Annotated in this window: 12 protein-coding genes and 3 tRNA genes; 9 read left to right on the top strand and 6 right to left on the bottom strand. The window is 37.7% G+C overall.

The features are described from left to right. Positions 1 to 679 precede the first annotated feature (679 nt). Together ACQ334_RS17390 and ACQ334_RS17395 are read left to right on the top strand one after the other, a co-directional pair. The gene (locus ACQ334_RS17390) at positions 680 to 1,321 is read left to right on the top strand and encodes a response regulator transcription factor (protein WP_430989526.1); all 642 of its coding nucleotides are present in this window, start codon (positions 680 to 682) and stop codon (positions 1,319 to 1,321) included. A gap of 235 nt (positions 1,322 to 1,556) precedes the next feature. Further along, positions 1,557 to 2,207, top strand: coding sequence for a response regulator transcription factor (locus ACQ334_RS17395; RefSeq protein ID WP_430989527.1), 651 nt, complete (start codon positions 1,557 to 1,559; stop codon positions 2,205 to 2,207). Between the two features lie 219 nt (positions 2,208 to 2,426). Here ACQ334_RS17395 and ACQ334_RS17400 read toward each other — a convergent pair whose 3' ends face one another. Then, a complete protein-coding gene (locus ACQ334_RS17400; protein ID WP_430989528.1) occupies positions 2,427 to 3,176 on the bottom strand; it encodes a DUF937 domain-containing protein in 750 nt (249 codons plus the stop codon). Between the two features lie 796 nt (positions 3,177 to 3,972). On the opposite strand from ACQ334_RS17400, the gene ACQ334_RS17405 reads away from it, so the two are divergent. From ACQ334_RS17405 to ACQ334_RS17415, 3 genes are all read left to right on the top strand, one after another. Further along, a complete protein-coding gene (locus tag ACQ334_RS17405) occupies positions 3,973 to 4,308 on the top strand; it encodes a LytR/AlgR family response regulator transcription factor (protein WP_430989529.1) in 336 nt (111 codons plus the stop codon). A gap of 855 nt (positions 4,309 to 5,163) precedes the next feature. Continuing rightward, entirely contained in the window at positions 5,164 to 10,542 is a 5,379-nt protein-coding gene (locus ACQ334_RS17410; protein ID WP_430989530.1) for a T9SS type A sorting domain-containing protein, read from the top strand. A gap of 382 nt (positions 10,543 to 10,924) precedes the next feature. Continuing rightward, positions 10,925 to 14,050, top strand: coding sequence for a GEVED domain-containing protein (locus ACQ334_RS17415; protein WP_430989531.1), 3,126 nt, complete (start codon positions 10,925 to 10,927; stop codon positions 14,048 to 14,050). A gap of 162 nt (positions 14,051 to 14,212) precedes the next feature. On the opposite strand, the gene ACQ334_RS17420 is transcribed toward ACQ334_RS17415, so the two are convergent. The 3 genes from ACQ334_RS17420 to ACQ334_RS17430 all read right to left on the bottom strand — a co-directional run bounded on the left by ACQ334_RS17420 (position 14,213) and on the right by ACQ334_RS17430 (position 16,135). Then, positions 14,213 to 14,296 (bottom strand) — tRNA-Leu (locus ACQ334_RS17420). A 94-nt stretch (positions 14,297 to 14,390) separates the two neighbouring features. Further along, positions 14,391 to 14,921 carry an Imm51 family immunity protein gene (locus ACQ334_RS17425; protein WP_430989532.1) on the bottom strand — a complete coding sequence of 177 codons (531 nt, stop codon included), beginning with the start codon at positions 14,919 to 14,921 and terminating at the stop codon, positions 14,391 to 14,393. Between the two features lie 53 nt (positions 14,922 to 14,974). Next, positions 14,975 to 16,135, bottom strand: a complete 1,161-nt coding sequence (locus ACQ334_RS17430) for a sensor histidine kinase (protein ID WP_430989533.1) — start codon at positions 16,133 to 16,135, stop codon at positions 14,975 to 14,977. Positions 16,136 to 16,192: 57 nt separating this feature from the next. Between ACQ334_RS17430 and ACQ334_RS17435 the strand changes: the two genes are divergently transcribed. The 3 genes from ACQ334_RS17435 to ACQ334_RS17445 all read left to right on the top strand — a co-directional run bounded on the left by ACQ334_RS17435 (position 16,193) and on the right by ACQ334_RS17445 (position 17,776). Further along, positions 16,193 to 17,221, top strand: coding sequence for a glycosyltransferase family 2 protein (locus tag ACQ334_RS17435; protein ID WP_430989534.1), 1,029 nt, complete (start codon positions 16,193 to 16,195; stop codon positions 17,219 to 17,221). Positions 17,222 to 17,576: 355 nt separating this feature from the next. Beyond that, positions 17,577 to 17,649: transfer RNA gene (locus ACQ334_RS17440), tRNA-Gly, on the top strand. 41 nt (positions 17,650 to 17,690) lie between these two features. Then, a tRNA-Leu gene (locus tag ACQ334_RS17445) sits at positions 17,691 to 17,776 on the top strand. 136 nt (positions 17,777 to 17,912) lie between these two features. Here ACQ334_RS17445 and ACQ334_RS17450 read toward each other — a convergent pair. After that, positions 17,913 to 18,623 carry a YebC/PmpR family DNA-binding transcriptional regulator gene (locus tag ACQ334_RS17450; protein WP_430989535.1) on the bottom strand — a complete coding sequence of 237 codons (711 nt, stop codon included), beginning with the start codon at positions 18,621 to 18,623 and terminating at the stop codon, positions 17,913 to 17,915. 401 nt (positions 18,624 to 19,024) lie between these two features. Beyond that, positions 19,025 to 19,690: a porin family protein gene (locus ACQ334_RS17455; protein WP_430989536.1), complete on the bottom strand. Its 666-nt coding sequence runs from the start codon at positions 19,688 to 19,690 to the stop codon at positions 19,025 to 19,027. A gap of 191 nt (positions 19,691 to 19,881) precedes the next feature. Between ACQ334_RS17455 and ACQ334_RS17460 the strand changes: the two genes are divergently transcribed. Beyond that, positions 19,882 to 20,874 (top strand): tryptophan 2,3-dioxygenase, encoded by a 993-nt coding sequence (locus ACQ334_RS17460; RefSeq protein ID WP_430989537.1) that lies wholly within the window; start codon positions 19,882 to 19,884, stop codon positions 20,872 to 20,874. The last annotated feature ends 41 nt before the right edge of the window (positions 20,875 to 20,915 follow it).

Here is a 20,915-nt window from a genome sequence, read left to right on the forward strand (position 1 = left end):
CTAAGCAGTGAAAATAAATTTAAGGTACAATATTCCAACCCTGGTACAACCAAGCACAACACCACAGTTCCGGCATTTCTATGTCGGAATTTTTTTACCTGGAAGTATGAAAAATAAAACCTGGTGCAAAAGGAAAATCAGGTACTTTTTAATTCAGATACTGGTGGTATTAAATTTTCAAATGCCGGGTGAGTTTTTTTGAGGGCAATAAAATGGGTGACTTTAGATAGACAAATAAAACAGGAATAACCTTTTTAAGGCTTCGGCAATCGGGTGTAAATAGCAGGAGGTTTAAGAGTGGTATAAACAAATGAAATTGAGGAAAGATTACCAGTATTTAATGATTCATTCTGCTTGCTGGTATATGTAATTAAAACTTAAGAGTGGAGTGAGAATTACGGCTACGCAGTATTAATTGCCACGGTTGTTTAAAAAAAGAAAGACTGGTAGAAACCAGTCTCGTTTTTCTGAAACAAACCCTGAAAGGGTTATTATTGTTAACCTATATTTAGGTAGATGCTGTTTTATCAATTTTTTTCTGGTTGTAAAATTCTATACTTTAGCGCTTACTTGTACCCGTTAAATTGGTTGAAATACCCCCCTATTTATTGGGGGGTATCGAATGTTTGTCAATCCGTATTAGTAAGTTTGAAATAATTTAATAAATGTACCTGTATAAATGACAATTGCTTTAATTGACGATCATTCGCTTTTTATCCAGTCTTTAAAAATATTATTAGCAAAAAATGGATATAATGATGTGAGTATTTATACGGAGATGAAAATTTTTTTAGAAGAAGAGTTTCTGGAAATACCTGATATTGTTATAGTAGAATTAATGATGGAAGGAATAAATGGCATCGATTTTATTGAAATGTGCCGGAATAAGTTTGGCGACAACAAACCTAAAGTTATCGTTCTTTCTACGCTTTCAGATATGCAATTGGTGAAGAGGGCAATGAGATACGGAGCATCCTCATACCTTACTAAAAGTATTTCTTTTGACGAATTCCTGGAGGCTATAAATGCCGTTTTTAACGGAAAACAGTTTATTGCAACAGACCTGAAAGAAAGCCTTCTGAATAGCATTTTTATTACAGAAAAAGTCAATTTCAACCTGTCGCCAAGAGAAAAAGAGGTGCTGAACATGGTTTGCAGGGGCAATACGATAAAACAAATTGCTGTTGAACTTAAACTAAGTATTCATACAGCCCAATATTACCATAGGCGGGTAATGAGTAAATTTAAAGTAAAAAGAACAGCCGATCTTATTGTAGTGGCAATGAAGAACGGTTTTTTTGTTCCTGATTCAAAAAGATAGCAGCAAGCAATAGGTGGAAAATCAGGCGACTGCGATAACCTAATGTGTATTCTTACCGCTAAAATAATTTCTGAAATCTTATATATGGAGTAACTTTCGCACTGATATTCATGCCGGTTTTAGCGGGCTGATGGGAGACGGCCACGGCTTATTTTTCCTTAAGAAATTTTAAACAATAGTATATTTTATTTTATATTTACTATTATTTATTATATCACTCTTCAACATAAATACAATGTTAGTTGCACTGGTTGATGACCATCCGCTTTTGACAGAATCAATAAAAAATACATTGTTACTTCAGCCTGGTGTTGGCCAGGTTAAAACCTACAATAGTGCAGATATTTTTCTTTCAGAAAAACTGGTGCCTGTTCCGGATATTGTTATTACAGATTTAATGATGCCAGGTACTAACGGACTGAAATTGATAGAGGCTATACGTAAACTTAATAATGATAAAATAAAAATACTGGTACTCAGCAGTATCAATGATGTGCAAACTATAAAGCAGGTAATAAGGGCGGGGGCAAATGGGTATTTGTCCAAAGCTTCACCTTTAGAAGAACTGATTGAAGCCATTTTTGAAATAAATGAAGGGCGGCAGTATATAGCAAAAAGCCTGCGGGAAAGTATGTTGAATACAATGTTTACAGAAGAGCAGGTTGTATACCATCTGTCTCCCAGGGAAAAAGAGGTATTGCATAAGGTTTGTAGCGGACTAACCATTAAAGAGATTGCATATGATCTAGATTTAAGTGCACATACCGTTCAGTATTATCACAGGAGTGTACTTACCAAACTAAAAGTTAAACGTACTACCGATCTGATTGTTTTTGCTATGCAACATGGATTATACATACCGGATATAGACCAGCAAAAAAAATAAAATCCGGTATAGAAATACCGGATTATGGGCAAAGCCCAAGTTTTAACCTATCCTAATAAACCTTCTTTTATAAGCCCGGATATTTAGAATTTAATATAATAAGCCGGGCTGTTTTGTATGATCTTTAATTCATTATTTTAGAAGTGTAAAATACTTCATGCCGGTAAAAGTGTAATCCCCGATATTGTATTATAAACACCCCTAAAATTAGGGGGTATGCTATTTTTTATTTGTATAAATAGTATTTGTAACAGAAAAGTTTGTTTTACCGCCCGGTTGCAAACTGTTTTTGTCTGTAACCACAGGCTGTTTATACAAATGCTCTTTTCGATGCACAAAAAGCCATCCCCAAAAAATTATTGCCCCGATTATTGTAACTACTCCAAAAAACCATCCTCTTGAATATTGCTTGTTATTGCCGGCTAAGCTAATGCGGTCCTCAGCCTCGTCTTCCTCTTCAATTAAGCAAAGGCCCGGAGGGAGTTTGCTTAATAAATTATTTTTTTCAGAGATTAGTAATGCAGCTAATCCTGTTGCTGATATACCAGTACTTGCTTTATGTTTACCGATTAATCCTAATACTGCGTATAAGCTGAGAGAAATCAGGGAAGAGGCGGAAGTGTATTTAATATTTGCATACTTTGAAACACGATCAATAATAAACCCCGGTTTATTGCCATACATACTGCTTAATAAAAACAGGTAGGAACCACTTCCTTCAGTAAGAAATGTGTCCAGCTTGTTTAATACTTGCTGGTTATAAGTATCAGTAGCTCTTTGCGAAACCTCAGTGATGCCGAACCACGTGGCAGACTTTTCAGCTAAACCATACAAAACCAGTGGGATTATTACATCTAATGCTTTGCGTACCCCGGCTTCTTCTTCTTTTAAATAATCGCAGTTTTTTCTTACTACAACATCTGTAAAAAGCTGAAATGAGGCTTCTGTAACATTAAATTGCGGTTTCATTTTGATTTGTGGATTTAATTTATACTGCTTTATTTTAAGTAGTACCTGCTTTTCTGAACTTATAAGGTTAACAAATTATTCTACAACTGCACTTAGAACCTGATTAACTATTACCCTGTTCCTCCGCTGCTGATCCTTTGCAAAATAGAATCCAATCTTGGTAATTATTTACCCTACATTAATAGTATTTATACCTCAATTTTAGGGGGAGGTTTTAAAAAGCCGGAGATAAAAATCTCCAGCTGTGCTTACCTCTGAAAACACTGAGAAATGTGTTGTGAAAATATTTAACTCCTGAATTTTAAGACGTAAATAACCGGAAACAGTTGCATGGGTTGGTATTAAATGGCTAAAAAGAGAAAGGCTGTAAAATCATAGTCATATTAATCGAAATGAAACTGATACCTGGTAAAAGTATAGACAGTTTTTACGTGCAACCGTTTATGATAGTTAACCGTCTTAAAGAAATACAAATAAAACAGTCTTGCCGTTATCTTAAAAATAACCACTGCTATATTTTTTTTGCTTCACCGTAAGCAGAAAATGATCTGATACCTATAAAATTTCCTTTAACGTAAGTTGTTTTAGTAAACCTGGCGAGGTAACTAAAACCGGCCTTAAAGTCGCCTATTGTTTTGCAAGTCATAAGGTATACATTTTAATTTTATATAGTTACAGTAAACCAGTAAATATTTTACAGGAACTACTACAAGGGAAATTGAATTTTGAAGAAAATTTCTTTTACAATAGTTGAGGGACAGAGAAAATTATTACTCTTACAATTTGAATAATACGTTTGCAGCACAACAGTAAAAAAATAATTATAAATACCAGCGACAAGGTACATGTGTTAAATGCCGGAGATATTATTTATATAAAGGCAAAAGCATCGTATTCAGTATTTGTGCTAACAAACAAAGAAGAAGTATTGTCATCTCAACCACTGGCTTTATACAGCAAATCACTCCAAAGTGCAGGATTTTACAGGGTGCATAAATCCTTTTTGGTTAATCTTAACCACATTGCAGAAATTATAAGGAGTGGGGATGTTGTATTAACCGGAGGTGTAGAGATTCCTATTGCAAAAGGAAATATTAAACCAGTAATTGAAGCACTTATAAAATTGCAGTAAAAATAAAATCTGGTTTTATGTATTAAATAAAAATCAGAATATCCCCGGTAAAATCAACCTCTGATCTCCAGGCATGAGATGGCCAGGCACAAAACAGCGGCTTCTTTTAGCTAATAAGGAATCCGCTTTGCTTTTTTGTGAACACGGTAAGCGATTTTATCTTAAGCTGTAACATGCCGGATTGTTTTATGGGTTTACCCACTGTGATTTTTAAATATCATGGGTAGAAATACAAGAAGACAGCCCGGTGTTTTTACTGTTTTTTTTTAGCTTATAAAATCAAATAGCCATCTTATAAAATAAAGAACTGCGTTCATATAAAATGGCAAAAGCTGTTAAATTTATTATTTAAGTTTGTTTAGCATTGATAAATATCAATAATCAATTACTTCCTCAAACCTGATTCTTCAAAAAACCATTTCGGTATTATACTATCCTGATTTAATCGTGATAATTTGATTGGACAACCCACAGTGCCCCCCAATTTTTAGCGGGGAGTATTGTATAACATAGCGATGCGATGCTACCCGGGTAGTATCAATATTTGCAACGTTTTAATAACAGGCCATTGCATTGATTCATCAGAAACAAACTATTACGATTAGTTGAAAATCGATCCCGTATCCTGCTTTAAAAACCTATATTCCAATTATCCCCGAGGCTACACTTATAGTATTAAAATCTAATTACCATGGTTACTGAAATTGCTTTGCCAGGATTATTCGTGTGCTTATTTTTTTAATTACTTAATGGTTAGCTATGCAACTGGTTATAAAGTATTAAAGTCTTATGGGAATAGTAAAAATTCGATTTTTTATAAAGAACAATTTAAAAATATCAAAAAGCAATAAATAAATGAAACAAATCCACTTTAAAGTGAAGCGAATTTTTGCGGTAGTATTGCTACTTATTGGAGGAGCCTTCACGGCTGCAAATGCTACAACCTACACTGTTACCAATACCGGCGATAATGGAGGAACAAACCCTGCAGCAAATGCAGGCACTGGCACTTTACGCCAGGCTATTATTGATGCAAACGCCAATCCTGGTGCAGATAATATTAATTTTAATATTGCTGGTGCCGGGGTACAAACAATTACACTTTCAGCATTATTACCTTTAATAACCGGACCAACAACTATCAATGGATATTCCCAGACTGGTGCTTTGCAAGGAAGCATTGGTTCCCGTACTATTTTAATAGGTATTAATGGAAATGCCACAATCACAGCATCTGGTGGAAGAGGTGTTGATGGTCTGTTTCGGTTTACATCAACAGCCAGCAATTCGTCCCTGAGTGGTTTGGCAATTTACCATACCGGTTCTTCTGTTGAAGCCGTTATGATAGAACCGGGTAATTCCAATATCCAGGTATGGGGCAACTATATAGGTGTGCTGCCGAGTGGAGTAAGCCCGGCTGCTTCAAATTTTAATGGTGATGATGGAATTTTTATAGGGAGTAATACAATTAACAGCGGCACTTTCAACAATATAACTATTGGTACCAATGGTGATGGTACAAATGATGCCAATGAAGGGAATGTTATTGCAAATTCAGTAGAACCAACTGATGGCGGAGATGGAATACAAATAGGATCAACTTCAGGGATTTACACCTGGTCTAATATCAAAGTTTCGGGTAACTACATAGGTGTCGCTGCTGATGGCGTTACAGCGGCACCAAATGGATTATCAACATCTGGTACGCTTCAGGCTAACGGGCAAGATGGTATTAATCTTTTAGGTGTTTCCAATGTATTGATAGGAAGCGACGGGAATGGAATGTCGGATGTTTTGGAGAGAAATATCATATCGGGGAATGCCGGTAATGGTATTGATATTTACGGAAGTTCTGCCAGTAGCAGCATTAGTATAGCCGGTAATTATATAGGCACTGATAAAGCCGGAACAGCAGCAGTACCTAATGGAATTAAAAGTACCAGTGCGGTTCCCTTTTGCGGCATACTTGTAAGTAATGCCGGTGGTGGTAATGCATCTGGTGTAGTAATCGGATTTGATGATACTAAACATACCGCTGCAACTGCCGCAGCGATAAGGAATATTGTTTCAGGAAATTATAGTATTGGAATACAATTCAGTGGTATAACCGGCACTTCAAATAAAATTGCCGGTAATTACATTGGTGTGGATGCAAACGGAAATACGGGATTGGGGAATGGTCAGTATAATATTGCTCATCCGGCTTCGGTTGTATTTTCAAACGGAATAGATGTTTATGCAACTACCAACCTGCTGATTGGCACCAATGCCAACGGCATCAATGATTCCTATGAAACGAATATAATCTCAGGAAATATTGATGCAAGAGGTGTGTACATAAGAAATGGCTCTTCATTAAATGTGGTTGCAGGCAACTATATTGGTGTAGGGGCAGACGGCACCACAGCTATCGGAAATGATTTTGCCGGTGTGCACATTGATGTATCCGGTAATAACCGTATCGGATCAAATGATGATGGAACAAATGATGCTGCGGAGGCAAATATTATTGCTAATAATGCAAAATCAACCAATGCCTCTAACCCAACCAGTGATGGTGTAAGAATTACCGGTAATGCTACACAAAACCGCATCTCTAGGAATATTTTTTATAATAATAAAACAACACCGATTGATTTAGCAAATGATGGGGTTTCAGTAAATGATGGCGTTACTACTGCCGCACAGCCTAATATTTTATTAGATTATCCGGTGTTTACAGCGTACAATATTTCCGGTACAACAATGACTGTAAGTGGTTATGTAGGACAGTGCAATGGTACGGAAACAGTTCCTGGGACTGTAATAAGTGGTACTACAACAGTTCAGGTATATAAAGTAGCTAATGATGGTGACCAGAATGGGGCTATCTCTAACAACGGATGCAGCAGGAGTGTAGCGCATGGTGAAGGCGTACAATATTTAGGCAGCATAACGGTAACGAATGGAGTATTTACCAATACCACTTTCACTTTGGTACCAGGTGCAAGTTTTGCATTGGGAGATAAGATAACAGGTATAACTATAGACGCTAATGGCAACACATCAGAGTTTGGTGTTGATGCAGCACCGGTAGGTTACATCTATGTACATAAAAAAGCATTGGATGAAACATCAAGTATTGATTTCCCCTTTACAGTATCTGGAGGATCTACAGTAGTACCCAATTTTAATTTAAACGACAAGGATGATCAAATACCACTTCAGGATATTGGTGCATCACAAGGTGGCCGGCTTTGGGCTGTTGGTACCAATAATATTCTTTATTACCGTGATTTAGGTTCTTCGTCTTGGGTGGCTACCAGCGTAACCGATGCCTATAGGGTAGATGGAGGTACGGGTAATTCTTGTTATTATCTTAGAACTACATTTGAACCTTATTATTTTGACGGCGTTACCAGTACTTTATTAGGAAATTTGGTTGCATTTGGTGGTGTACCTGCGAGAGATATAGGCAATGCATGGGATAATAAACCATATATAGTTAACAATAGTGGTCAAATATGGCAATACAGCGGTGGTGGTACTACTTGGACACAAATTGGAGTTTCAACAGATAATCAACGTATTGATGGAAATCCTGCAAATGGTAATGCAGTCGTTTCTAAAACAGATAATAATGTTTACAGTATCACAAGCGCCGGTGTTTCAACCAGTTTAGGCAAACCGGCTAACAGTACCGGAGCAACTATAGATATTGCAGTAGCATCAGACGGTAGTGTTTTTGCTTCATATGCTTCTTCAACATTACTCAATGCTTATGCCTTTAAATGGATTAGCGGTACTACATGGTCTACAGAAGAAATCACAAGTAGAAATTATGTAAATACAATAATGACAGCTGGTCTTGGTGGCCAGGTTTGGGGATTATATACAGCAGGTTTAGCAAGTTCTGTTACAAATAATATATTTACCCGAACATTTGACGGAACTACCACACTTTGGTTGAATGATGAAAGGGTTCGTACAACAGTAACGGGTAATAGTGTTATGATTGCAGTAAACCCCGGTACTTATACGATTACCGAATTGGTACCGGCGGGTTGGGATTTACAACATTTATATGTATATGATCCTACAAATAATTCATCAACATCTGTAACTGGTAATATGGCTACCATTGCAGTAGCTGCAGGTGAAACAGTAACAGCGGTATTTGAAAATGGTATGGTAAATCCTTTTGCTATGACTAATAGTTGTGCTACTGCTTATCTTGAGGATTTTGGAACTGGAGCGGCTGGCACTTATGGTCCGGCTTTGGTAGGACAAACTTCTTACCACTATCAAACAACAGGTAATACATTAGCGAACAATTATAAAATTGTTGGCAATGCCAATATGTTATTCGGTGGTGCAGCCAATCTTACTGACCATACAGCTGGCGATGGGCAAGGCAGAATGATGGCGGTGGATGCCAATAATGAGCAAGATGCTTTTTTTCGTCGCCGTTTTACAGGAATCATACCTGGAGCTAATTATACTTTCTCTGCATGGATCGCTAACATTAATGCAGGTGCTACAATCAAACCAAATGTAACCTTTGAAGTTATTGATCCAACAACCTATACAGTTTTACAAAGTGTAAACACCGGCAATATTACATCCAACGCTATTTGGACAAAATACGGACTGACGATTACTGTACCATCAGGTATAACAACTTTTGATTTGGTAATCAGAAATAATGGGCAAGGCGGTACTGGTAACGACTTGGTCATAGATGATATTTCCTTAGCATTAATTCCGGTATCAACGCCGGTTACTACAGTTGCAAATACAGGTTGCGGCACATCAGGAAGTATAACTGTAACTAGTCCTGTAGGAGCTTCTTATGAATACAGCAAGGATGGTTTTGCCACAGCTGCTCAATCAAGCCCTGTTTTTAGCAATCTTGCACCTGGCACTTATACCATCTCTGCAAGATTTGTTGGAACGCTTAATTGCATTACCAGTAAAGTTGATGTTATAGCAGCTACTATTTGCGGTAATATTTGGGATGATGCAAATGGCAATGCTGCTAACAGCAGCGAAAACCCGATTACCAGTGGCGTATGGGTGAATTTAGTTGACCCTGTAACGCATGCGGTGCTGCAATCGGTACAGGTGGATGCTTCGGGTAACTACAGCTTTACAGGTTTACCACAAAATACCAGCTATCAGGTTATACTTACTACTACAAATCAAACCGGTAATCTCAATTTAACTACCGCTACAATTCCAACCGGATATGTAGCAACGGGTACTAATTTAAGTGGCGTTGCCAATACAAGTAATAAAACGGGCGTGATAACAGTAAATACCGGCGCCGGCGGCATAACACAACAAAATTTCGGGATAGAAAAATTACCCGATACAGACCCTAAAACACAAACTGTTCCTTATCCAAACGGAGGTATCATTCCGGCAGGAACAGTAACTACAGCAGTTAGCGGTACAGATTTTGAAGACGGAACATTGGGCAACAGTAATACTATTGTTATTACGAGCTTGCCTGCTAATGCCACTATGTATTATAATGGTATTGCAGTAACAGCCGGTCAGCAGATAACCGGTTTTAACCCTGCGCTGGTTTCATTTGGTGGCATAACTAACGGCTCTACATCCGTTGTTTTTAACTATGCCTTTATAGACGCAGCAGGTAAACAAGACCCTACGCCTGCCAGTTATACATTAAACTGGTTAGGTGCCCTGCCCGTAATACTTGAAAGTTTTACTGCAACCAAAGAAAATGATAAAGTCAGGTTATCGTGGAGAACATTAACAGAACAAAACGTAAGTAAGTTTACTATTGAATATTCTAAAGACGGCAATACATTTACTGCAATTGCCGATGTTGCAGCAGCAGGCAACAGCAGTGTAGCGGTTAATTATACCTGGCTGCATACTAATCCGATTGCAGGCAATAATTATTACAGGCTTAAAATGATTGATCTTGACGGGAAGTATATATACATTGGTACCAATCTTGTTAAAATAAACAGGGCTGGCGAAGTGGCGATCACTGTTTATCCTAACCCGGTTAATAATACGCTGACTATATCATTACCCAAACCAGGTACAGTAAATACAATGCTACATATCTATAGTAACGACGGAAAGCTGGTTTATAGCAGGGCTACCGGTAATGCGCAAACTATACCTGTGCAGGTGAATACATTAGCCAATGGTGTTTACTATATCAGAATAACAGTAAATGAGAAAACTCAATACGAGGCAAAATTTATAAAGCAGTAGTATTATTTAAGCACTAATTATAAGTAGTTGTTCAAACTTGTTTTGGGCAACTACTTTTTTTTTAAATAAAATAATCTTTTGGCAGAATTTATAAACCATCTGTAAAAGCCGTACATAAAACCCTACTTTATTTACCTTAAATTTCCCGGTACTTACACAAAGGTGTAGTTGTAATGGTAATAAGGACATATATATTTGCGACAGTATGAAAGAAAATAAGAATAAATTTCAATACTGCATTTTTTAGTTGATAAGACAGTAGTGATTTAGCACTAAAACTATTGCGTTTTTTAGATTTAAAATTTATTATTTCTATTACTAACAAATTTCTGTTGAAAAATAATTTATCCAAAAATTGTCACTAACATTTAAATCCTGTAATATGAAAGTGTTTATACATTTAATTTCCAATCTCCTGAATGATGGCTTATTTAAAAAAAAAGTACTCATACTTTTGCTTTTGAATATTGTAATCAAAGCCGGGGCGCAAAACCTTACCGGCAATCCATGGCAAAGTTGGGTACCGGAATTGAGCAGTGGAACGGAAACCCCTAAAGCTGCATTTGCGTATACTTCAACCAACGGAAAATTAACAGCAACTATTAATAATACCTGTGAATCCTACGGTATTGGCAATGATAAGCGTGGCTATGTGTATTATGGGAATAACACAACAAGTTTAATTTCTTGCGTAGATCCGGCTACCGAAACAGTTGTAAGCACATTTGGTTATACTTCTGGCGGGGCCAAAATAGCAAGTCCGCATTCGTTTAAATCCTTTTATGTGGCGGCTACCAATAAGCATTATTTAGTTATATCAAATGTTGGGGCATCTCCGGTAGTTGGTAGTCCTGGCACCATTAATACAGATGGTATTGTTACTATCCTGGATGTAACGAATCCTGCCGCAATGGTATTTGAAAAAAACATAGTAATACCGTCAGCTCTTGCAACCGGCAGCAGAGCTACAGGAATGGATATGATTCAATCTGCCTACACGTCTGCGGGTGTAGCTTTATATATTGTGGTAGATAATTTACGTATAGGAGGGTTCGGCGGCGGTCTTATTACAATTATAGATCCTTTAAATGCAGTACCTGCTATTTCGGTTTTTCTTACAAGAGACGGACTGGGTAATACAATATTTAGTCCGCATGGTGTGGTGGCTGATGCAATAAATAGCAGGCTGTATGTTAGCGGCAGCTCTGGTAATAATTTTATTCTCTCATTCACTTTAACTGGCACGCCTACATATAACATGTATAAAATACTTGATGGAGATGGTACTGAACCAACAGGTATTCACACGTTAATGCTAAATAAGGCGGGCACTTTATTGTACGGAGGTTCAATGTTTGATGCCGGAGGAAACAGGGCGTATATGTTTACCACGCAAGCAGATAAAACTTTAGTTACAGCTGTTACTATAAACCAAACTGCAAAATCTGCTGTACTCAACTATAGTGGCAGCACTTCGGGCAATGTAATGGGTGTAAATCTGCTCCCCGATGGATCAAAATTATACGGTGTTCTCGAAAGTAATGGGGCAGGCAATACAGCCAAAATATATGATTTGGACCCTATAACGTTGGTAACGAATACTATCGTAAAAAATAAAATTGGAAATGCCGATGCAACCTTCGGTTATCTCGATCCGCATAGTTATGCATTTACCCTTCAGGATTTTGGAGATGCTCCGGCAAGTTATGGTGCTGCATCTCACTTTTTGGCGAACGATGATTTTTTACAAGATAGATTGCGTATAGGCACTACTGTTGATGGCGACAGTGCAATCGTATTTTCTTCTAATTTTGATGGAGATGATTTAAGAGCAACACCCAGAGCTGATGACGAAGATGGTATTACACCCGCTATAGCAGCATCTGTTCCCGGTTTATATTATGGTATGACCGGAACTTTTGCTATCAATGGAATAGTGGTGCAAAATTCAACTTTACCTGCCGTTTCGGCTAATCTTGTGGGATGGATTGATTTTAATCATGATGGTGTTTTTCAATCAACTGAAGGTGTTTCAGTACCTGTTCCCAATGGTACTACGTCTGTAAATCTTAGCTGGACCATTCCTGTCAACGTATCAACGGGGCCGGTTTTTTTGCGGCTTCGCATTTCTTCGGATCCCGGCCTTACGGTAAATACACCTTCATCTGCGGCTTTTGATGGAGAAGTAGAGGATCATAAATTTCCTGTACCCGTTGCTGTTAGTGGAACGGTTTTTAGTGATGTTAATTACAATTCTATTTTTGGAACAACCGGTGTTGCAGGCTCCGGCGAAAATGGCACTACAGCCGGAGTACCATTATATGCATACCTGATTATCGGAGGTATCATTGTTGATTCTGCACATGTAACTGCAACAGGAACTTATAATTTTCCAAACGCTCCGCAAAACGCTGGCGCTGCAACAATCGTAATAGGTACCAATAATGTAAGTCCGGGTTCAGCAGCATCCGGCATTAATAATATGGCAACAAACCCTCCTGCAGGCTGGGCTTATACCGGATCTTCTGCCGCATCCGTAAGTAACGGTAACTCAACAATGTTAAGTGTAAACCTTACTACCATTACTATTGCCAACCAAAATTTTGGTTTAGAACAATTACCTGATACAGACCCTAAAACACAAACTGTTCCTTATCCAACCGGTGGTACTATTCCGGCAGGAACAGTAACTACTGCTGTCAGTGGTACCGATTTTGAAGATGGAATATTGGGCAACAGTAATACAATTGTAATCACCAATTTGCCCACTAATGCTACCGTGTATTATAATGGCATTGCAGTAACAGCTAATCAGCAAATAACGGGTTTTAATCCAGCATTACTTTCCTACACCGGTATTACATTGGGGTCAACCTCAGTTACTTTGAAGTATGCTTTTTTAGATGCAGCAGGTAAGCAAGATCCTACACCGGCAGATTATACTTTAAACTGGTTGCAACCATTACCTATAACATTGGAAAGTTTTACCGCTACCAAAGAAAATAATAAAGTAAGGTTATTATGGAAAACATTGACTGAACAAAACGTAAGCAAGTTCGTTCTTGAATACTCCACTAATGGTGCTACGTTTACAGCAATTGCAGAAGTAACGGCAAAGAATAGCAATAGTATGCCTGTTAGTTATTCATGGCTGCATAATAATGCTGTTGCAGGTAACAACTATTACAAGCTTAAAATGGTAGATGTTGATGGCAAGTATATGTACAGCAATACCAATCTTATAAAAATAAGCAATGCTGGCGAACCTATAATTATGGTTTATCCTAACCCGGTTCAAAATGTGTTGACTATATTACTGCCAAAACCTGGCACAGCCGGTACAACGTTAAATATCTATAGCAACGAAGGTAAACTGGTTTACGCCAAAGCTACCGGTAATGTGCAAACTATACCATTGCAGGTACATTCATTTGCTACCGGTATTTATTATATCAGAATAATTGAAAATGGTAAGGCACTATATGATGCAAAGTTTGTAAAGCGGTAATTTCCTGAGCACTAACAATAAGAAGTTGTTCCAGCTGCCTGGGGCAACTTCTTTTGCGGAAATAGTATGTTTCAGGGATAATTTCCGTGCATTGCTTAGCAACACAAATGCCAGAAAAAAAGAAAGGTAATCTCAATGAAGATTACCTGAATTCTGATTTTGTGACCGAGACTGGATTCGAACCAGCACGCCGTTTCCAGCGCCACCACCTCAAGGTGGTGCGTCTACCAATTTCGCCACCCGGCCATGATTTGGGAGTGTAAATTTAGCTGATAAGTTGTATACTGTCAAAACGTTTATAAAATCTTTTATGGAGTATAAAATGCATGAATGGCATCTGCTAGTCGTCAATTCTTGAGCGGTCAGCTTTTTTTATCCACTCTTCTAAATTTTTTTGATTTGAAAAGATAGGACTTAATAGTTGAACAAATTTTATCTGATTGGATTTTGTATCAGCTTTAGCAAAGAAACCACCTGCTTCCGGATCAAAAGTAATATGTTTTAAAAGTTCGTTATCAAGTTTTTCCAGAATTTGTGTTATATGCCCCTCCCAGCAAACACCATTGCCTTCGTATTTATATTTCTTAAAAAGGTCGTAATATTTAGGATAAAGAGCAGGAGCCTCAATTTGAGCTACAATTTGATATGTTCCTTTAATGTCCAGCAACTCAAATGGAAAATATTTATTTAACGATTGTGATGTTTCTGTATATTCGGAGCTGTCCATCTGATTTGCGACAAATGAATCTTTTTTATTTTCTTCAGGAACAGGGACTAACTCACGGCTTGTAGCATTTGATTCATTGCTTCCTCCACAGCTTAGTAGAGTAATGATTGAAACTACTAAAATAATTGGGTTCAAAATATTCATACTTTCTTAATATAATATACAGCTATAAAAATTTTATACAGCAATTAAGCACCTTATTTTTTCAGCACAATTCTAAAAGTTGTTCCTTTTCCAGGCTCAGAATGTTTTACAAATAATTCACCCTTGTGGTATTGTTCAATAATTCTTTTACTCAGGCTTAGCCCCAGCCCCCAACCTCTTTTTTTTGTAGTAAAACCCGGTTTAAATACATTGGCAATATTTTGTTTGCTAATGCCTTTACCGCTATCGCTTACATCAATGATAATATTGGCCACTTCATTTTTTATAGTAACGCTGATACTGCCTTTGCCTTCCATTGCATCTAATGCATTTTTCAACAGGTTCTCAATCACCCAGTCAAATAAAGGCGCATTAACCATACCTGTAATTTCAGTTTCATTAAAACTATTGATAGTGAAATTTACTTTTTCCGGTGCCCTGCGTTTGATATAAGCCACCATATTTTCTACCAGTTCAATAATATTTTTTTCTTCCAGTTGCGGTGTGCTGCCGATCTTACCAAAACGGTCACTTACTAATTTTAAGCGGTCCACATCCTTTGCCATCTCCACAGCTATCTTTTCATTATGCGGATCATCCTTCAACATTTCTACCCAACCCTGCAAGGAAGAAAGTGGTGTGCCTAACTGGTGGGCCGTTTCTTTTGCCATACCCGCCCATACCTGGTTTTGGGTGGATTTATTTCTTGTTGATACGGTGATCAACGTAATGATGATAAATAAAGCCACAATGATCAATTGAATGATAGGGTAGTAGCGCACCTGCTGCAATAATTCAGAATCGCCATAATAATACTTATTGTAGTACAATGGGTCTTTACTTATTTCCACCATAATCGGCTCATGCTGGTTTTTAAACTCTGCGATCTTATTTTTTAAATAATTGCTATCGGCTTTTACTTTGTTAGAATCCAGGTTGGAATAGTCATTTGGCCCAAGTACTTTATCATTTTCATCGGTGGCAATGATGGGGATCTCTTTATTTTCTGATGTAATGATATTGGTAAGTTCAATAGCCGAAGGTTCGGTGGTACTGCTCCTGGTTTTTAAAGATTGCACCCACACATTTACCTTCTTTCTCTCATCTGCAGCAATTTTTTTTGCCAGGTAATTGGAATAAAAAACGGTGCCGGTTACAATAGCAATAGCTACAAATGCCAGCGCTGTTCTCCAGTTTAAAAATTGACGTACCATTACTGTAAAACTAAAATCTTAAATCTGAAAACTAAAATCTTTTATGTTTGCATATAAATGAAGCCTGTGCCATCTGTTGCAATTGTTATTTTAAACTGGAATGGAAGAAAGTTCTTAGAACAATTTCTTCCATCGGTAATGGCATCGGTATACGATAATAAAAGAGTGATAGTTGCAGACAATGCTTCTACCGACGACTCTGTGGCTTTTGTAAAATTGCAATATCCTCAAATAGAAATTATCATCAACAACAGCAATGAAGGTTTTGCAAAAGGGTACAATACTGCTTTAAAACAGGTACAAAGCGATTACTATGTTTTATTGAACAGCGATGTGGAAGTAACACCCAACTGGATAAAGCCTGTTATTGAATTGATGGAGAGCAATACTGCCATTGCTGCCTGCCAGCCTAAACTACTAGCATACCATAATAAAACGCAATTTGAATATGCCGGCGCAAGTGGCGGCTGGCTGGATACATTAGGTTATCCTTTTATGAGAGGAAGGATATTTGATATTTGTGAAGAGGATAAGGGACAATACAACGATGCCCAACCTTGTTTTTGGGCCAGTGGTGCAGCATTATTTGTAAGGGCTTCGGTATACCATGCTATGGGAGGATTGGATGAATACTTTTTTGCCCACCAGGAAGAAATAGACCTTTGCTGGCGCATGCAACTGGCCGGTTACAAAGTGTATGTGCAACCTGCATCTGTAGTGTATCATGTAGGTGGTGGTACTTTGCCCAAGGGCAATAGCAGAAAAACATTGCTCAACTTCAGGAATAACCTGATCATGCTGTTTAAAAATTTATCCCCTGGTAATGCTTTATGGAAGATACCTTTCCGCTTAGGTTTAGATGCTGTTTCTGCATGGCAGAATTTATTGAAAGGTGATAGCGGCTACTTTATGGCGGTTTTAAAAGCGCATCTGCATTTTTTTAAATGGTTGTTGTTTCAAAAAAAGCAATCTGTTTTTCCGAAACAAAAACACGGAAAGCCTTACGGGTTGTACAAAGGCCTGATCGTATGGCGGTATTTTGTACAAAAGAAAAAAACCTTTTCAGAAATTGTTGATAACAAATAAGTTTTTTTGAAGCATACACCTTATTTTTGCACTGCAAATTTTAAAAAACATGGAACAGGAAGTTATAGAAACTGCACATAAAGATTTTACTCATAACTGGGTATCATCATCCCGTTTTATCTGGTTTTGCCAGGTTTTTCTGGCTTTAGCTTTTGTTATTGGGATGTGCTATAATTTATATACTCACCGTTATAAGGGTAAACCAGAGGTGAATGTACCAGAAAATACTCTGTACAATCCAAAATACAAGTAAATTTTTTTGTTTGTAGAGAATACAAACCTTATTTTTGCCGTCCGAAAAACGGTAGCTGAGTTCTCAGCTTAAATTTTTCAAATAAGTTCTTATAATACAATTGCGGAAGTAGCTCATTTGGTAGAGCACGACCTTGCCAAGGTCGGGGTGGCCGGTTCGAGCCCGGTCTTCCGCTCTAAATCATCCCGACTAGTCGGGATTTTTTTTCACTACTACACTCGGGTGGTGGAACTGGTAGACACGCAGGACTTAAAATCCTGTTCACAGTAATGTGAGTGTGGGTTCAACTCCCATCCCGAGTACAACAAAAGCCCTGATAGTTTTAATTATCAGGGCTTTTTTGTTTTAAGTCAGTCTTCAAAAAAATATTTATTACTGATTAAAATAAAAAAGCCATCTTATACAGACAGCTTTTAATAAAATATAGGTGCTTGGTTCTTATTTCAGATTATGATACACTTTCTGTACATCCTCATCCTGCTCTAATTTATCTACCAATTTCAACACATCATTAGCCGCTTCTTCGTCAAGTTCTGTTAAATTCATTGGTATACGTGTAAGTTCGGCTGTAATAACTTCTATCTTTTTTTCTTCCAATGCCTTTGCCATATGTCCAAACTCTGCAAAAGCGGTGCGGATAATAATATTCCCGGCGCTATCTTCTCCTATTTCTTCTAAACCATAATCGATCAATTCCAATTCCAGATCTTCAACATTCAGCCCCGCATTTTTTACTTTAAATTCTCCCATCCGGTTAAAAGTAAAAGCCACACTGCCACTTGTTCCTAATGCACCACCGCTTTTAGTAAAATGCATTCTAACATTTGCCACCGTTCTTGTAGGGTTATCTGTAGCCGTTTCTACTAATAAAGCCACACCATGCGGCGCATATCCTTCATAAACAACTTCATCATAACTACTGGTATCTTTACCCATTGCCCTTTTTATAGCAGCCTCTACTCTGTCTTTTGGCATATTACAGGCTTTGGCATTCAGGTAGCACCTGCGCAATGCAGGATTACTATCCGGATCCGGACCGCCAGCTTTCACAGCAATATTAATTTCTTTCCCAATACGGGTAAAGTCTTTTGCCATTTTATCCCAGCGGGCAAACATGGCTCCTTTTCTTACTTCAAATATTCTTCCCATGAATTTGGTTGATTGGTTAATCGGGATGCAAATTTAAGGAAAATCATGGCTTAAACAGAAACTATGCACTGAGAAACGGTTTAAGGGGCCGGAAAATGAATGCTGCCGGAAATGAGGTGCTAAAGGCTTTAACCTGAAGATAGTATCTGAATGTAAGAAGGAGCTTGAAATAATGTTCAATATTCTCCCGCAATGGCGGGACAACTTTCAATTTTCAATGAAAATGCATTGGTATTTTATATTGAATATTGAGCATTGAAATTTGAGCATTGAACATTTTTCTTCTCAGTTGGATTGCCTTCAGAAATAGCCCAATCTTCAGCATTCCTCAAAAGTTAAAAGACAGCTTACAAAAAAGCGGCCCCTTTTTACAGGTGCCGCCCTAACCGAAAGTATAGCCACTAAAAACTAAATCCAACCGAAAGTTTTACCACTCTGTTATAAGCTTTAAAATTATCGTTCTTGTCTAATTTTGATAAACCGTAATCGTAACCGGCTTTTACATTGAAGCCATTGTCAAACTGATACCCCACACCGCCTGCAATGCCTATATCCATACGATTGAAATTGTCAGTAAGATCTAATCTTTTATTGAGTAAGGATATGCCTAACACACTGGTGTTAACATGCAGGCTGCTTTTGGCTAAGTAAGATATTTGTGGGCCGGCATAAATACTCAGGCCTTTGGCAACTTCCGCTTTTACAATTAAAGGGATATCAATATAATTCGCTTCTACTTTTGCACTGGCGTTTACACCTAAAAATTTCAGTGCATCAATTTTTAAATCACCTTTCATGGCGTAACCTTTTTGAGAATATTGTAAACCTGGTTCAAATGATACTTGTTCGCTTATAGGAATGCTGAGATAACCACCAATGTGAAAGCCCGTTCTGCTTTTGGTACCAATAAAACCGTTGCTAAGATCAACCACACTGTTTAAACTGTTGAGTGCATCACCTTGCCAGTTGGCAATGTTTACACCGGCTTGCACGCCGTAACTGATTTGTGCTTTGGAGCTGGTAATAATTATTAAACTAAGTACAGCAAGAGTAAAAAATTTTTTCATGTTGTTGGGGGCAGTGTTTTAAGTGGCTGCTTGTACATTGTTATTAGAATAGCATGCCAGAAAATTTTTCTTTAGATAAGAAAACGTTAAAGGAATTTTCTGTTCACCAGTCATTAACAAAACGTAATTCTTAAAAAACATTTTTTGCAGCAATACATTTATGTAAGTTTGCTGCACCAAAAACAATGGTTATGGAAAATAAAGCAGTGTATTACGGCGACTACTTGCAATTAGAAAAAATTACCGGCGCACAAGATCCTGAAAGTTTTAAGGAAGGAAAAATTCCTGCGCATGATGAAATGCTTTTTATCATCATTCACCAGGCTTATGAATTGTGGTTCAAACAAATTTTGTTTGAAGTGAATTCGGTTATTGCCATAATGGATAAACCAACTTTAAATGATAACTCACCTGAAATGCAAACTGTAGTACATCGTTTAAAAAGAGTAACTACTATATTAAAAGTATTGGTGCAGCAGATTGATATTATGGAAACGATGACGCCAATGGATTTTTTAGATTTTCGTGATATGCTGCGGCCTGCATCCGGGTTTCAGAGTTACCAGTTTAAAATACTGGAAGCAAAACTGGGATTAAAATTTGATCAGCGCCATGGACAGAATTATTATACCTCTCAGTTAAAAGAAAAAGATATTGCTGTTATTAAAGACGCAGAGAATGGCAGATCAGTTTTAGAATTGATCAATGCCTGGTTAGAAAGAATGCCTTTTATCACCACTGAATTCTGGAATAATTATCAGCAGGTGTATGTAAACAGTTTAGCCGAAGCAGAAAAAAATAATGCGGAATTTTTTACTACAGTCTTTACTGATACATCAGCTAATGCAGAAAGAAACCTTACACCCAAAGCCTGCCGTGCTGCATTATTTATTATGCTGTATCGTGGTTATCCCATGCTGGAATTACCTTTTCAATTATTAGATACCTTACTGGAAATTGATAACCAGTTAGGCAACTGGCGCAACCGCCACATTAATATGGTACGCCGTATGATCGGTACACGTATTGGTACCGGCGGCAGTACCGGCGCCGGTTATTTAAAAGGCGCCATGGATAAACATTATATTTTTAAAGAGCTGGCGCAACTGAATAGTTTTTTAATTGACAGAAGGCAGTTACCGGTGTTGCCGAAGGAGTTGGTGGGGAGTTTAGGATACTCGTAGGAATTCGCCTGTGGCGAATTCAATTTGCCGAAGGCAAATTT

It is taken from the genome of Ferruginibacter sp. SUN106 (genome assembly GCF_050611765.1).
Taxonomy (GTDB): domain Bacteria; phylum Bacteroidota; class Bacteroidia; order Chitinophagales; family Chitinophagaceae; genus Ferruginibacter.

Coding starts and splice junctions, on each gene's coding strand:
- ACQ334_RS17390 (WP_430989526.1), top strand. CDS start 680: ATGACAATTGCTTTAATTGACGATCATTCGCTTTTTATCCAGTCTTTA.
- ACQ334_RS17395 (WP_430989527.1), top strand. CDS start 1,557: ATGTTAGTTGCACTGGTTGATGACCATCCGCTTTTGACAGAATCAATA.
- ACQ334_RS17400 (WP_430989528.1), bottom strand. CDS start 3,176: ATGAAACCGCAATTTAATGTTACAGAAGCCTCATTTCAGCTTTTTACA.
- ACQ334_RS17410 (WP_430989530.1), top strand. CDS start 5,164: ATGAAACAAATCCACTTTAAAGTGAAGCGAATTTTTGCGGTAGTATTG.
- ACQ334_RS17415 (WP_430989531.1), top strand. CDS start 10,925: ATGAAAGTGTTTATACATTTAATTTCCAATCTCCTGAATGATGGCTTA.
- ACQ334_RS17425 (WP_430989532.1), bottom strand. CDS start 14,921: ATGAATATTTTGAACCCAATTATTTTAGTAGTTTCAATCATTACTCTA.
- ACQ334_RS17430 (WP_430989533.1), bottom strand. CDS start 16,135: ATGGTACGTCAATTTTTAAACTGGAGAACAGCGCTGGCATTTGTAGCT.
- ACQ334_RS17435 (WP_430989534.1), top strand. CDS start 16,193: ATGAAGCCTGTGCCATCTGTTGCAATTGTTATTTTAAACTGGAATGGA.
- ACQ334_RS17450 (WP_430989535.1), bottom strand. CDS start 18,623: ATGGGAAGAATATTTGAAGTAAGAAAAGGAGCCATGTTTGCCCGCTGG.
- ACQ334_RS17455 (WP_430989536.1), bottom strand. CDS start 19,690: ATGAAAAAATTTTTTACTCTTGCTGTACTTAGTTTAATAATTATTACC.
- ACQ334_RS17460 (WP_430989537.1), top strand. CDS start 19,882: ATGGAAAATAAAGCAGTGTATTACGGCGACTACTTGCAATTAGAAAAA.